Genomic DNA, 13,334 nt, shown 5'->3' with positions numbered 1-13,334 from the left:
ATTTATCTCGCTTCCGTGACGCGTGAGCGTACAAAGTTATTGAACAGCACCGCGATCAGCAGCATCACGCCGAGGAACACGCGGAACCAGTCCGAATTGATGTTGGTATAAGTGATGCCGATCTGCACCACGCCGAAGATCAGCGCGCCGAAGCAGGCGCCGACGACGGAACCGTAGCCGCCCGTCAGCAAGGCGCCACCGATCACGGCCGCGATGATGGCTTCAAACTCCTTTTGCATGCCGCGGTCGGCGGCGGCCGAACCCACGTCGCATACTTGCAAGGTTGCAAACAGGCAGGCACAGAAGGCCGTGAAGACGAACAGCGAGATCTTGACCTTGCGCACCGGCACACCCACGTTCTTGGCCGCGTTGGCATCGCCGCCCACGGCAAACATCCAGTTGCCGAAGCGGGTACGCGACAACACGAATGCGGCGCCGGCAGCCAGCACCAGCCACCAGGCGATGACTTTCGGAATGCCCTTCACCAGCGGCGAGCCGTCGTCGAGCACGGCGATCCAGCCATGCGCGCCCATCCACTGGAACAGGCCCGTCGCCACATTGCCGTGGAACAGCAGGCTGGCCAGCCAGTCCTGCGCCGCCAGGTCGCCCACGCCGCTGACGATGGTGCGGTTGGCAAACATGATCGACAGGGCCAGCGTCAGGCCGCGCAGGATGAACAGGAACGCCAGGGTAACGATGAACGATGGCAAGCGCGTCTTGATGACGATGTAGCCGTTGAGCCAGCCCAGCGCCATGGAACCGGCGAAGGCGAACAGGATGGCGGCCCACAATGGCCAGTGGAAATAGATCGTCGGAATGGCGATCATCATGCCGGCAAAGCCGATCATGGAACCGATCGACAGGTCGAATTCACCGGCGATCATCAACAGGCAGGCGCCGATGGCGATGATGCCCAGGTAGGATGCCACTTGCATCCAGTTGACGACGCCATCGAGATTGAACATGCCGGAATCGCCGGCCGTGATGACGAAGAAGGCAAACACGAGCACCGCACCGGAAATCGAGGCGAATTCGGGGCGGCCAAAAAACCGTTTGACCCAGCTGGTCGTGCCTACGCGCTCGTCGGCGGCGGCAACTGGCTTGCTGGCGGCGCCGGGGGGCGGAGGAGGATACTTGCCGGGGCTAGCCAGGCTGGATTTGAGCGCAGTCATACGATGTCCTTTCAGTGATACTTGTTACCAATTCCAATTACTTTCCTGCCAGCATCGCTGGCGCCAGGCGTGTTCCTCCCATGCGCCGCCCGCGGAAGGCGGTGCGGCGCTGGGCAACTCCCGGTGGCGACTGTGTGGATTAGCGGTATTGGCCGGCGTATTTTTCGACCTTGGAGATATTTTCCTTGGTCACGAAACCGGGGCCTGAGCTGATGTGGCGTGGGCCGTAGATGGGCGTCAGGCCGTATTCCGCCAGGCGCGCCTGGTATTTCGGATTGGCGATCAGGATTTCCTTGACCTTGGCCAGGTCAGTAATCTTTTGCTGTTTCATGATGGCCATCACGGCGACAGGAATGTAACCTTGCAGGTAGGGCTGCTGGTCGATGGCAAACTGGATGCTGCCATCCTTGATGCCCTTGGCGATTTCTTCAGACAAGTCAAAGCTGGCGAAATACATCTTGCCTTTCAGGCCCAGCTTCTCGACGGCGCGCATGGCGGCCGGCGCCGAATCCGGTCCCAGCGCCAGCACGGCCTGGGTCTTCGGATTGCTGCGCAGATAAGCGCTGACCTTGCTTTCGATCACCCCAGGGTCGACGCCATTGGTGTCGAGCGTGGACGATTTGAAGTCGACGCCGAGCGCATCGGCAAAACCGCGGCAGCGTTCGAACGACGAGGCATTCATCGCATAGTGATTCACGCACACGAACGACTTGATGCCCGCCTCCTTGGCGCGCTTGCCGGCGCCCAGGCCCGCGTCATACTCGGGCTGGCCCACGTGCATGATGGCTTTCAGCTGCTCGCTTTGCGCGATGGTGCCCGAATTGATGGTCACGAGCATGATTTTCTTGGCCACTACCGTACCCAGCGGTTTTTGCAGCACGCTGAAGTCGGCGATATCGGCGATCAAGCCATCGTAATTGCGCGCGGCCGACTGCTCGATCAGGCGCGCCATGTCGGCCAGGTCGCCATTCGGCGGATTGCGGTAGTCGACGGACACGTTGAAGTCTTCACCGGCTTGCTTGATGGCGTTCTTGATGGTATTCCACCAGGAATCGGAGTCCGGCGCGTGGCTGACCATGACGAATTTCTCGCCGGCAGCATGGCTGGCGCCCGTGCTCAAACCCAGGCTCAGGCCCAGGCTGGCGATGGCCAGGCACTTCATCAAACCCTTGCTTTTATTGCTATGCATGAATGTCTCCTAGACGGATTAATTTTTATAGTTGCGAGCTTTTATGAAGGGTGTCACCGGCCTGGCCTTGCGGCACACGAACCGATGCACTGCGCACAGCTTAGGCCACAAAAAAGACAAATGCAATAAAATTTTCAAAATAAATTTAAATAGAAATTCATTTCTATTTTTGGATTTCCCTCCTATAATTCTCGCCAGAACCAGCCGCAGCAATCCTACGGCCCAGCAAGCATACAGAGGAAAACACCATGGCAGCCACCGCCCCCATCGAACAGTTGATGCAGCACATTGCTGCCGAGTACGACAACCTGTCGCGCCAGCTGAAAGTCATCGCCCAATACATTGAAAAGCACCGGGCCAGCCTGATGCTCGAGCGCATCAGCGATATCGCTGCCGCCTGCGACGTGCAGCCATCCGCCATCGTGCGTTTCGCGCAGCGCTTCGGCTATACGGGCTTTTCCGAAATGCAGGATGTGTTCCGCCAGGCTTACACGGACCAGGCCGGCGCCACGCCCGACTATCAGCAGCGCATCCGCAAGCTCATTTCGACGCGCGACGCCGCTCTCAGCGCAGGCGACCTGACGCGCGAATTCGTCGGCGCCAGCCGCGCCGGCCTCGACGACCTCGCGGCCGGCCTCGACGACGCGCAGCTGGAAGCGGCCGTCAACCTGCTGCTGAAAGCGGAAAATATCTATGTGATCGGCGTGCGCCGGTCCTTTCCGATCGCCTCCTACATCGCCTACGCACTGGAACACACGGACAAGCGCGTCCACCTGATCAGCGGACTGGGCGGCATGCACCGCGAACAGATGCGCAGCGTGCGCGAACGCGATGTGGCGATCGCCATCAGTTTCTCGCCTTACGGCAAGGAAACCCAGCAGTGCATCAAGGCGGCGCAAGACAAGGGCGCCAAGGTCCTCGTGATTACCGACAGCAAACTGGCCCCGCTCGCGCGGGCCGCCGACGCGCTGCTCACCGTCACCGAGGGCAGCGCCTTCGCCTTCCGTTCGCTGACCAGCACCATCTGCCTGTGTCAGGCGCTGTTCATCGCGCTGGCATACAAATTAGAGCTCGACATCGAAGAAATCCACACCCCAGGAGAACATGATGATTGAAGTAGCGTTGTTCGGCGCCGGACGCATCGGCAAAATCCACGCGGCCAACCTGGCTGCCCAACCCGGCGTGCAGTTCAAGTACGTGGTCGACGTCAACCAGGAAGCGGCCGCCGCGCTGGCCGGCCTGCATGGCGGCAGCAGTGCCTCGGTGGAAACGGCGCTGGCCGACCCCGCCATCAAGGCCGTCGTCATCGCTTCCAGCACGGACACGCATGCGGACCTGATCCTGCGTTCGGCCGCCGCCGGCAAGGCCATCTTTTGCGAAAAACCCGTCGACCTGACCATCGACCGCGCGCGCGCCTGCGCCGCCGCCGTCAAGGAAGCCAAGGTACTATGCATGCTGGGCTTCCAGCGCCGCTACGACCCGACTTTCAATGCCGTCAAGACACGCATCGAAGCGGGCGAGATCGGCACGCCCGAATTGCTGGTCGTCACCAGCCGCGACCCGGGCCCGCCACCGGTCAGCTACATCAAGGTGTCGGGCGGCATCTTCAAGGATATGCTGATCCACGATTTCGACATCTTCCGCTGGATACTCGACGATGAAGCCGTCAGCGTGCACGCCACGGGCAGCTGCCTCGTCGACCCCGCCATCGGCGAGGCGGGCGACCTGGACACGGCCGTCGTCACCATCCGCACGGCCAAGGGACGCTTGTGCCAGATCAATGCCTCGCGCCGCGCCGCCTATGGCTACGACCAGCGCTTCGAAGTGCTGGGCAGCGCCGGCATGCTGCAAGCGGGCAACCACAAGCCGACGGAAGTGACGGCCTATGGTACGGTGAATGTCAGCGTGGACAAGCCAGAAGACTTCTTCCTGGAACGTTATCGCGTGGCCTACGCGCAGGAAATGGCACATTTCTTTGACGCCCTCACCCACGGCACGCCGCTGCGCACCACCGTGCACGATGGCTTGAAGGCACTGGAACTGGCCGAGGCGGCCACCTTGTCGTGGCGCGAACAGCGCGTGGTCACTTTATAAACCAATAATAAAAATACCTGGAGACACCATGTCATCCCCAACATTAAAAGTCGGCATCGTCGGCCTGGGCCGGCTGGGCCAGCGCCACGCCATCAACCTGGCGCAGCGCGTGCCGAATGCCGAAGTCGTGGCCGCCTGCAGCCCCGTACCAGCCGAACTGGACTGGGCAGCCAGCACGCTCGGCATCACCACCGGTTATGCGGACTACGACGCGCTGCTGGCCCATCCGGGCCTGGACGCCGTCTTCCTCGTCACGCCCACCTCGCTGCATGCGGACCAGATCATCGCCGCCCTGCGCGCCGGCAAGCACGTGTTTTGCGAAAAGCCGCTGTCCCTGGACCTGGCCGATTGCCTGAAGGTGGAAGCGGAAGCGGCGCGCCACCCGCAGCTGACCATCATGATCGGCTTCGTGCGCCGCTTCGATGCCAGCTACCATGACGCGCAGCAAAAGATTGCCCAAGGACTGATCGGCAAACCGTATCTGGTGCGTTCGCAAACCTGCGACCAGAACGACCCCAGCGGCGCCTTCATGCGCTTCGCCCCCACCAGCGGCGGCATCTTCCTCGATTGCAGCGTGCACGATATCGACCTGGCGCGCTGGCTGCTGGGCAATCCCGTGCCCAAACGCGTGTATGCGAGCGGCACCAACGCCATCCACGCGGGCTTGCAGGCGTTCGGCGACGTGGACAACGGCCTGGCGACGGTGGAATTTTCCGATGGCAGCATGGCCAGCTTCATGGCTTCGCGCACCATGGCGCACGGCCACGAAACCCTGACGGAAGTGTTCGGCACGGGCGGCCGCCTGGCCGTGGGCAGCAATCCGCGCCTGAACCGGGTGGAAATTTCGGATGCGCATGGCGTGCGCAATGAATGCACGCCGGACTTCTATGCCCGCTTCGCCGACGCCTTTCTGATCGAGGCGCAGGAGTTTACGGATGCGGCACTGGGCCGGCGCACCCTGTCGCTGACCTTGCACGACGCGACGGAAGCGACGCGCATCGGCCTGGCCATGACGCAAGCGATGCGCGAGGCACGGCCCGTGGAGTTTTAAGCCGCCAGGGGATTCAGGCAGCCGGCGCGGGAAATGGACGCTCGGGCTGCCTGGGTTCCACGGCCAGGCGCAAGCCCATGGCATCGAGGATGGCCGTCAAGGTGCTCAAGGAGGGATTGCCATCGGGCGACAAGGTGCGGTACAGCTGGGTAGGATTGAGCTTGGCCGCCTGCGCCACGGCGGGCACGCCGCCAAAGGCGCGCGTCAGCTGGCGCAGCACGGCCAGCAGTTCGCCGCGGTCGCCATCGACGAGGATATCGTTGATCAATGCAAGGGCAAAAGCGGGATCGTCGCGGTACAGCTCAGCCATCGCCTCGTCATGCGAGCGGTCTCTTGGTGGTTTGCTCATGACTTCTTTCACGTCCTCTTTCATGTCCTCTCTCCTTCCAGTCGTGCCAGCAGGCACAGGCGTATTCGATATCTTTCGGCTGCGTGCGCTTGTCTCCACGCGCTTGCGCCGCCACACAATAATAAAATGATCTGCCCGTCAGCGATGGCGTAATGCACGCGGTAGCCAGGCCCCATATCGATGCGCAACTCCCACACGCCGTCGCGGCAAAACTTGTGGTCGCCAAAATTGCCGGCAATCATACGCAGTACCCTGCGCACGATGGCTACCCTGGCCGTATTGTCGCGCTGGCGCTTCAGCCATTCCGTATACAAATCCCTGCCCGATGATGTCAGGTAGTGCCGTATCCCGTACATCATATTCGTCCATAAACGAAGAAAGATCAAGGGTAAAATCACGTGTACATGTAAAAAAGTAGGCCGCCCATCTTGCTACCAAACCCGCGCACACAGGCTGCGAATGCCGGGTTCACTGAGCTACATCAAGATGCGTTTTTCTAATTGTTATAGGGAAATGATGTCGCGTGTGTACATCGCATCTGCATGCAGATGCGCTATACAATAAGCACCTGTTCAACCGCCAGGAAGCATGCCGCCATGACGCAGCACGACAGCCACTCTCCCCTCCTTACCAACGTGGCCGAACGCTACGTGAAGCTGGTCCTGGCCATGGGCCAGCACGATGCCTCGTATGTCGACGCGTATTACGGCCCGCCCGCATGGCAACAAGAAGCGGTAGAACAGCAACTGAGTTTGAGCGGCATCAAGGATGGCGCAAACGCGGCGCTGGCCCTGCTGACCGACGCCGCCTGCTTGCGCGCCCTTAACCTGCGCAAGCAGTTGCAGGCCGTGCTGGCCAAGGCGGACATGCTGCAGGGATCGCGCCTGGATTTCGATACGGAAAGCGCGCGCCTGTACGACGCCGTCTCGCCCCATCACAGCCGCGCATACTATGCAGAACTGGTGGCGCAGATCGATGCCCTGCTGCCTGGCGACGGCACGGTCAGCGACCGGGTCAATGCCTTGCGCGCGCAACTTGTCATTCCCGCCGACAAACTACGCGCCGTCATGGATGCGGCCATCCGCGCGGGCCGCGAACGTACCTTGCAGTACATCGCCCTGCCCGAAGGCGAAGATTTCGTGCTGGAATTCGTCACCGACAAGCCGTGGAGCGGCTACAACTGGTACAAGGGCAACTACCAGAGCGTGATCCAGATCAATACCGACTTGCCCGTGTACATAGACCGCGCCGTCGACCTCGGCTGCCACGAAGCGTATCCGGGCCACCACGTCTACAACGTGCTGCTCGAGCGCGACCTGGTGCGCGGCAAGGGCTGGATCGAATACTGCATCTATCCGCTATATTCTCCGCAATCCCTGATTGCCGAAGGCACGGCCAATTACGGCATCGAACTGAGTTTCACGGATGCAGAGCGGCTGGTTTTCGAACAGCAGGTGCTGTACCCGCTGGCCGACCTCGATCCGGCGCTGGCGCCCCGCTATGCGCAACTCAATGGGCTGCTGGCCAAACTGAGCTATGCCGACAACGATATCGCGCGCCAGTACCTCGAAGGCAGCCTGAACCGCGAAGAGGCACTGGAATGGCTGGTCAACGTGCGCCTGTACCCGGCCGAGAAATCCGCGCAGCGCCTGCAGTTCTACGACGCCATGGGCGCGTACGTCATCAATTACAACCTGGGCCAGGACATGGCGAAAGCCTATGTCGAGCGCCAGGGCGCCACGCGCGCGGAACACTGGGCCGCATTCCGCGACCTGATGTCGTCGCCACGCGTGCCCAGCGCCTTGCGTGCCTGAGCCTTACTTCGGCGGCAAGTAGTACAGCGGCAAGGCCACGGCCAGGCACGCCAGCCCTGCCAGCAGCATCGCCAGCTGAAAGCCGGCGGCCAGGGCGGCAACCTGCCCGGCCCGCTCCAGCAGGGTGGCGGCGCGCAAGCTCATCACGCTGCCCAGCACGGCCACGCCAATGGTCATGCCCGCCTGGCGCAAGGCATTCATGATGGCCGATGCCATGGCGGCCCGCTCGCCTTCCACGGCTGCCATCGCCAGCAAGCCCGTGGCTGGCACGGCCAATCCCATGGCCAGGCCCAGCAGGCCGAACAGGCTGCCGACGATGGCGTAGGGCGTCCGCGGCGCCAAGGTCGCTGCCGCCAACAGCACCAGCCCCGCCAGCACATAGCCCGCCAGCATCAATCGCCGCAGGGACACGTGGCGGCTGAGGCGGCCGAAGCACAGGGAAACGATGCCCATGGCCGCGAACTGCGGCAACATGCGCCAGCCGCTGGCGCCCGCCGGCCAGCCCTGGATTTGCTGCAGGTACAGCGAGAAAAAGAACAGGCTGCTGTAGCAGGCAAACCCCAGCACCAGCGAGGCCAGGTTGATCACCGCAAAGGTCCGGTCGCGAAACAGACGCAGCGGCAACAGGGGGCGCGGCGCGCGCGCTTCGACGGCCAGGAAGGCGATGAAGGCCAGCAGCGCCCCGCCCAGCGATGGCCAGGCAGCCATGCCGCCCGGTCCGTCCGCCTCGCCCAGTGCGATCAAGCCGTAGGTGAGCGCGCCGAGCCAGACGATGCTGAGTACCTGCCCCGTCCGGTCCAGCGCCGCCTGCTCACGGTAATGGCGCTCCGTGATGCCCCAGGCCCCCAGCAGCATGGCCAGCAAGCCCAGCGGCAGGTTGATCAGGAAGATGCTTTGCCAGCCCGTGGTCTCCAGCAGCATGCCGCCCAGCAGCGGCCCCAGGATCAGCGCCAGCGCGCTGAAAGCCGACCAGCCGCCGATCACGTGCGCCCGTTCGCGCGGGTCGGGAAACGCGTGGCTCAGTATCGGCATCGCGCCGGGGATCAGCAAGGCCCCCGCGATGCCCTGCACGGCCCGGCCCGCCAGCAATAGCGGCAGGCTGGCGGCCAGCGCACACAGCAGCGAGCCCACTGTAAATAGCGCCACGCCCAGCAGCCAGATGCGCTTGTGCCCATGCCTGTCGCCCAGCGGTCCGGCGGACAGCATGCAGGCCGACAGGCACAGCGCGTAGGCGTTGACCACCCACTGCAAGCCCGCCATATCCGTCGCCAGCGCCGTTTGCAAGGTGGGCAAGGCCACGTTGACGATGCTGATATCGAGCGAGGCAAGAAAGGTTCCAAGGTAGGCGGCGGCTACCAGAGCCGCCCGGCGATAACGTTGCATGATTGGTTCCGATGTATGAGTTTGCCTTCATCATAACCATCGACTGACCGTCGGTCAATTAAAAGACAATCGTGTGCACCGGTGAGCTTTGGCAGCGCCAGCGCTTCACTTATACTAGACGCATGAATACTTTCCTCCGCGCCATGCACGACGCCGCCCCTGCCACGGACGCGCCCGCCCACCCCCGCACCAAGCCGGCCGAAGTGCGCCTTGATGAATTGATGACTGCCGCTGAGCGCCTTTTCCTCGACAAGGGTGTTGACGCGACCACCGTCAGCGATATCACCAGCCTGGCCGGCGTGGCGAAAGGCACGTTCTATCATTATTTTGCGTCCAAGCACGAAATGCTGGCGGCGCTGGCGGGACGCTATACGCAGCATTTCCTGGCCAGCCTGGAAATGGCCGTCGACCTGTGCATGCCCAACGACTGGGAAGGCCGGCTGCGCGCGTGGGTGCAGGCGAATGTCGCCACTTACCTGCGCACCTGGCAATTGCACGACATCGTCTACACGAGCCACCGGCGCAGCATCGGCATCGACCCTGCGGACAATCCCGACAAGAACGCCATCCTGGCCCAGCTCGGCGCCATCCTGGCGGGCGGCGCGGCGGCGGGCGCATGGCCCCTGCCGCAGCCGCGCCTGGCGGCCCTGATGATTTACTCGGCCGTGCACGGCGTGACGGACGACGCCATCGCCGCGCAGTTACAGGACAGCAGCGCCTTCGCCGCTGACGTGGCCGACGCCTGCCTGCGCATGCTGGGCACGCCGCACTGACGCGGCAAGCATGGCGGCACTTCAGTGTGCCGGCAGGCGGATGGTCGCTTCCAGGCCGCCGTCGCGGTGGTTGGCCAGGGTCAGCTCGCCGCCATGGGCCTGGATGATGCTGCGCGCGATACCGAGCCCCAATCCCATGCCATGCGCGTTTTGCTCGCGGCCATGCTCCAGGCGCACATAGGGCTGGAACAGGCTGGCGAACGCCTCTTCGGCCACGCCGGGGCCGTCATCGCGGATGCGGATCACCACGTTGACGCCTTCGCGGCACGCCGACAGGTGGGCCGTCTTGCCATAAAACAGGGCATTGTCGAGCAGATTACCGATGGCGCGCTTCAGGGCCAGAGGCTTGGCCTTCACGCTCAAGCCCGTCTCCGCGTAATGCACTTCATGACCAGCCAGCTGGGTCCCGCGCACCATGCGCTGCAGCAAGGGGTCCAGCCGCACCTCGGTGGCGTTTTCATGGATATCGCTATCCTTCACGCATTGCAGCGCGCCCTTGACCATCATGTCCAGCTCATCGAGGTCATCGTGGAATTCGTTGCGCTGCACATCGTCGTCGAGCAACTCCGTGCGCAATTTCAGGCGCGTGATGGGCGTGCGCAAGTCGTGCGAAATCGAGACGAACAGCCGTTCGCGGTCTTCCAGGTAGCGCTGGATGCGTTCGCGCATGCCGCTGAAGGCGCGCGCCGTCTGCACGAACTCGCGGCTGCCCGTCTGCGGCAGGGGCGGCGGCGTCTCGCCACGGCCAAACGCTTCGGCCGCGTCCGACAAGGCGGCCAGCGGCCGTGTTGTCCAGCGTACGACGAGGATCGACAGCAGCAGCACGGCCGCCAGCGACAACGCTTGCAGCAATACCCGGTCCAGTGTCCACGGATTACTGCTTTGCAAGAAATACGGGTTGGGCATCAGTGCCGCCAGGTACAGCCAGTTGCCAGGCTCCAGCTCGGCCTGGATCACGAGGACGGGCGCGGGATTCGGTTTCAGCAGCAAGATGTGCTGCACCCAGTTTTCCGGCAAGTCGCCGATGTGCGCGCCGCTATCGGCCACCACCAGGTCGCCCGGCCAGGCGAAGCCCACGCGGTAGCCGGCCAGCTGCGGCAAGTCGTTCTTCAGCGCCGCGCCCACTGTGGCCACCACCGTATCGGCCAGCGCGTGCGGGGCGATTTCGCGGATGGCCAGCGGCCCCTGGTTGACGTTGACAAAGAAGCGCGTGCCGCCCATCTCGCGAAATTGCTGGATCAGGATGGGGCGGTAGTTGGCCGGCAGGCTGAGGAAGAAACGGATGGTGCTGGCGGCGCTGCGGGCCAGGTGCTGCGAAGCCATGCGCGCCTCCACCGCCGAGTCGCGGCGCAGCTGCGTGGCCCAGATCAGGTTGCCCACCAGTTGCGTGGCCAGCACGCCGGCGACCATCACCACGGACAAGCGCCCCAGCAGCGACGGCGGCAACAGGCGCTCGAGCAGCCGGCGCGCGCGCCGCTCAGGCATGCGCACTGCTCACGTCGGCCGAAAAGACATAGCCGGCGCCGCGCACCGTCTTGATCAGCATGGGCTGCTTGCCATCGTCCTTCAGGCGCAAGCGCAGCCGGCTTACCTGCACGTCGAGCGAGCGGTCGAGCGGCCCCGCATCGCGCCCCCGCGTCTGCTCGCACAGCACGCTGCGGTCGAGGATATCGCCCGGATGCTCGACAAAGTAGCGCAGCAGCTGGAAATCGAGGCCCGTCAGCTGCAGCGCTTCCCCATCGGCATCCGTCACCGTGCGCTCCAGCGTGTCGAGGGTGAAACCGACGAAGCGGTAATAGCGGGGCGGCGCGGCCGCGTCGATGCCCGTGCGGCGGTGGATGGCCTTGATGCGCGCCAGCAATTCGCGTGGACTGTAGGGCTTGGCGATGTAGTCGTCGGCGCCCAGTTCCAGCCCCACCACCCGGTCCGTCTCGTCGGAGCTGGCCGTCAGCATGATGATGGGCACGTTCGAGCGGGCGCGCACCACCTTGCACAGGGCAAAGCCATCCGTGTCGGGCAGCATCACGTCGAGGATCACCAGCGACAGGCTGTCGACGTGGCGGTGGAATTCGGCCAGGAAGGTGGCGCCATCGTGCGCCAGGCCCACCTCGTACTGGTTCTTTTCCAGATAGGCCTTCAACAGCATGCGGGTCTTTTGATCGTCGTCAACGACCAGGATTTTGCGTGACATGGTCTCGTCCTTTTTTATTCAGCGCCTGCAACATGCTGCCGATACGGCGCTGGGCGTCGGCCGCGCTGATCGTCTCGTCCAGGAAATAGCGGTGCACTTCGGCGATGATGGCGTCCTTGCTGGTTTCATCGGTGGCCATGCGGTGCACGAGGCTGGGCGCCTGGAACGCGGCGCCGCGCGCGAATGCCTGCGCCGAGGCGCGTGCACAGCTGTCCAAACGCGACAGGTCGGCCTGGCGCAAGGCGGGAATCGAGCCCTTCACCTGGCTGTATTCGAGCTGCACGGGCAGCGAAGCGACCACCTGCGCCAGCTTTTCCTGCGCGCCCTGGTGCGTATAGTCGGACGCGAACATGGCCAGCGTATCGATGCTGTACAGGTGGTAGTCGCCCGTGTCCGGTGCGGCGGCGCAGCCGAACACCTCGTCCGTGGCGCGGCCCCAGGCATTCAGCTCGCCCTTCGCCCAGTCGCCCATGATGTACATGGCCGCCTCGCCATCGCCCACCTGGCGCGCCATTTCGGGCCAGCCCTGTTCGCGCAGCGGCGTGCCCATCCACTGCTTCAGCGACCTCAGCCGCTGCAAGGCGTGGCGCAGGCGCGGGTCGGCATACGCCTCGGCTTTCTTGTCGACAAACAGGGCACGGTAATACGCGGGCCCCGATTCGGCCAGCACCAGCGTTTCAAACAAGGTCGCCACCTGCCACGCTTCGCTGCTTTGCGCCAGCGGCGTGATGCCGGCCTGGCGCAGCTTGCCGGCCACGCGCTCGAAGTCGCTCCAGCTGCGCGGCACGGCCAGGCCCAGGCGCTGGAAGATCTTGCGGTTGTAAAACAGGGTATTGATGCGGTGGATGCCGGCCGGCACGCCCATCGTATGGCCCCGGTTTTGCAGCAATCCCCACACGGTGGGATACATGGTCGCGCGCCAGTTGTTGCTGGCGGCGACGCTGTCGAGCTGCAGCAGCAAGCCCAGGTCGCTCCACTCGCCCAGGGTATAGCCGATCAGCTGCATGACTTCCGGCGAATTGCCGGCCAGCACGCGGCTCTTCAAGACCTTGCCCGCGCCGACCCCGGCGCCGCCCGCAATGCCCGCGTCGCGCCATTCGATGCCTTCCTGCGCCAGGCGTGCCACCAGCACGTCGGCGGCGCGGCGTTCGCCGGTGGACGTCCACCAGTGCAGCACTTGCAGCGGCTCGGCCCGCACGGGCACGCTGCAGAACAGGGCGGCCAGCAGCGCCAGCGCCGCCACGCCGCGACGGCGGGCGGCCCCGGCATGGCGGTCGGCGGTGCTGCGCGGTGGCGTCTTCAATCCTGTCCCCTTTTT

13 protein-coding genes are annotated in these 13,334 nt (G+C 63.9%); 5 read left to right on the top strand and 8 right to left on the bottom strand.

Annotated elements, in window-relative coordinates; all coding sequences use genetic code 11:
* Nucleotides 1-2: 2 nt before the first annotated feature.
* Together CSQ91_RS03660 and CSQ91_RS03655 are read right to left on the bottom strand one after the other, a co-directional pair.
* Complete coding sequence (locus tag CSQ91_RS03660; protein ID WP_099387409.1) at nucleotides 3-1,172, bottom strand: ABC transporter permease; 1,170 nt, start codon at nucleotides 1,170-1,172, stop codon at nucleotides 3-5.
* Between the two features lie 139 nt (nucleotides 1,173-1,311).
* Nucleotides 1,312-2,361, bottom strand: a complete 1,050-nt coding sequence (locus CSQ91_RS03655) for a sugar ABC transporter substrate-binding protein (protein WP_034757655.1) — start codon at nucleotides 2,359-2,361, stop codon at nucleotides 1,312-1,314.
* 248 nt (nucleotides 2,362-2,609) lie between these two features.
* Between CSQ91_RS03655 and CSQ91_RS03650 the strand changes: the two genes are divergently transcribed.
* The 3 genes from CSQ91_RS03650 to CSQ91_RS03640 are packed head-to-tail and all read left to right on the top strand — an operon-like array spanning nucleotide 2,610 to nucleotide 5,506.
* Nucleotides 2,610-3,476 (top strand): MurR/RpiR family transcriptional regulator, encoded by an 867-nt coding sequence (locus tag CSQ91_RS03650; protein ID WP_034757651.1) that lies wholly within the window; start codon nucleotides 2,610-2,612, stop codon nucleotides 3,474-3,476.
* Entirely contained in the window at nucleotides 3,469-4,455 is a 987-nt protein-coding gene (gene iolG / locus CSQ91_RS03645) for an inositol 2-dehydrogenase (RefSeq protein WP_099387408.1), read from the top strand. Before CSQ91_RS03650 ends, iolG begins: the two co-directional genes overlap by 8 nt.
* 28 nt (nucleotides 4,456-4,483) lie before the next feature.
* Nucleotides 4,484-5,506, top strand: coding sequence for a Gfo/Idh/MocA family oxidoreductase (locus CSQ91_RS03640; RefSeq protein ID WP_099387407.1), 1,023 nt, complete (start codon nucleotides 4,484-4,486; stop codon nucleotides 5,504-5,506).
* Between the two features lie 13 nt (nucleotides 5,507-5,519).
* Here the strand turns inward: CSQ91_RS03640 and CSQ91_RS03635 are convergent, their stop codons facing one another.
* Nucleotides 5,520-5,879, bottom strand: coding sequence for a helix-turn-helix domain-containing transcriptional regulator (locus tag CSQ91_RS03635; protein ID WP_257217207.1), 360 nt, complete (start codon nucleotides 5,877-5,879; stop codon nucleotides 5,520-5,522).
* Entirely contained in the window at nucleotides 5,876-6,214 is a 339-nt protein-coding gene (locus CSQ91_RS03630; RefSeq protein WP_441326560.1) for a type II toxin-antitoxin system RelE/ParE family toxin, read from the bottom strand. The genes CSQ91_RS03635 and CSQ91_RS03630 overlap by 4 nt, the downstream gene beginning before the upstream one ends.
* A gap of 237 nt (nucleotides 6,215-6,451) precedes the next feature.
* Between CSQ91_RS03630 and CSQ91_RS03625 the strand changes: the two genes are divergently transcribed.
* Entirely contained in the window at nucleotides 6,452-7,669 is a 1,218-nt protein-coding gene (locus CSQ91_RS03625; protein WP_180278335.1) for a hypothetical protein, read from the top strand.
* Nucleotides 7,670-7,672: 3 nt separating this feature from the next.
* On the opposite strand, the gene CSQ91_RS03620 is transcribed toward CSQ91_RS03625, so the two are convergent.
* Complete coding sequence (locus CSQ91_RS03620) at nucleotides 7,673-9,052, bottom strand: MFS transporter (RefSeq protein ID WP_099387405.1); 1,380 nt, start codon at nucleotides 9,050-9,052, stop codon at nucleotides 7,673-7,675.
* Between the two features lie 122 nt (nucleotides 9,053-9,174).
* On the opposite strand from CSQ91_RS03620, the gene CSQ91_RS03615 reads away from it, so the two are divergent.
* Complete coding sequence (locus CSQ91_RS03615; protein ID WP_257217206.1) at nucleotides 9,175-9,825, top strand: TetR/AcrR family transcriptional regulator; 651 nt, start codon at nucleotides 9,175-9,177, stop codon at nucleotides 9,823-9,825.
* 21 nt (nucleotides 9,826-9,846) lie between these two features.
* Here the strand turns inward: CSQ91_RS03615 and CSQ91_RS03610 are convergent, their stop codons facing one another.
* From CSQ91_RS03610 to CSQ91_RS03600, 3 genes are read right to left on the bottom strand one after another with little or no spacing between them, the layout of a single operon-like run.
* Nucleotides 9,847-11,310, bottom strand: a complete 1,464-nt coding sequence (locus CSQ91_RS03610) for an ATP-binding protein (protein WP_099387404.1) — start codon at nucleotides 11,308-11,310, stop codon at nucleotides 9,847-9,849.
* A complete protein-coding gene (locus CSQ91_RS03605) occupies nucleotides 11,303-12,016 on the bottom strand; it encodes a response regulator (protein ID WP_034777921.1) in 714 nt (237 codons plus the stop codon). Before CSQ91_RS03605 ends, CSQ91_RS03610 begins: the two co-directional genes overlap by 8 nt.
* A complete protein-coding gene (locus tag CSQ91_RS03600) occupies nucleotides 11,991-13,319 on the bottom strand; it encodes an ABC transporter substrate-binding protein (RefSeq protein WP_244965458.1) in 1,329 nt (442 codons plus the stop codon). Before CSQ91_RS03600 ends, CSQ91_RS03605 begins: the two co-directional genes overlap by 26 nt.
* Nucleotides 13,320-13,334: the final 15 nt, after the last annotated feature.

The organism is Janthinobacterium sp. BJB301, from assembly GCF_002735685.1.
GTDB classification, from domain to species: domain Bacteria; phylum Pseudomonadota; class Gammaproteobacteria; order Burkholderiales; family Burkholderiaceae_D; genus Janthinobacterium; species Janthinobacterium lividum.
This window is presented reverse-complemented; position numbering and strand designations above follow the sequence as displayed.

Excerpts from the sequence above, each read along its gene's own strand:
- CSQ91_RS03660 (WP_099387409.1), bottom strand. The coding sequence starts at position 1,172 with ATGACTGCGCTCAAATCCAGCCTGGCTAGCCCCGGCAAGTATCCTCCT.
- CSQ91_RS03655 (WP_034757655.1), bottom strand. The coding sequence starts at position 2,361 with ATGCATAGCAATAAAAGCAAGGGTTTGATGAAGTGCCTGGCCATCGCC.
- CSQ91_RS03650 (WP_034757651.1), top strand. The coding sequence starts at position 2,610 with ATGGCAGCCACCGCCCCCATCGAACAGTTGATGCAGCACATTGCTGCC.
- iolG (WP_099387408.1), top strand. The coding sequence starts at position 3,469 with ATGATTGAAGTAGCGTTGTTCGGCGCCGGACGCATCGGCAAAATCCAC.
- CSQ91_RS03640 (WP_099387407.1), top strand. The coding sequence starts at position 4,484 with ATGTCATCCCCAACATTAAAAGTCGGCATCGTCGGCCTGGGCCGGCTG.
- CSQ91_RS03635 (WP_257217207.1), bottom strand. The coding sequence starts at position 5,879 with ATGAAAGAGGACGTGAAAGAAGTCATGAGCAAACCACCAAGAGACCGC.
- CSQ91_RS03630 (WP_441326560.1), bottom strand. The coding sequence starts at position 6,214 with ATGATGTACGGGATACGGCACTACCTGACATCATCGGGCAGGGATTTG.
- CSQ91_RS03625 (WP_180278335.1), top strand. The coding sequence starts at position 6,452 with ATGACGCAGCACGACAGCCACTCTCCCCTCCTTACCAACGTGGCCGAA.
- CSQ91_RS03620 (WP_099387405.1), bottom strand. The coding sequence starts at position 9,052 with ATGCAACGTTATCGCCGGGCGGCTCTGGTAGCCGCCGCCTACCTTGGA.
- CSQ91_RS03615 (WP_257217206.1), top strand. The coding sequence starts at position 9,175 with ATGAATACTTTCCTCCGCGCCATGCACGACGCCGCCCCTGCCACGGAC.
- CSQ91_RS03610 (WP_099387404.1), bottom strand. The coding sequence starts at position 11,310 with ATGCCTGAGCGGCGCGCGCGCCGGCTGCTCGAGCGCCTGTTGCCGCCG.
- CSQ91_RS03605 (WP_034777921.1), bottom strand. The coding sequence starts at position 12,016 with ATGTCACGCAAAATCCTGGTCGTTGACGACGATCAAAAGACCCGCATG.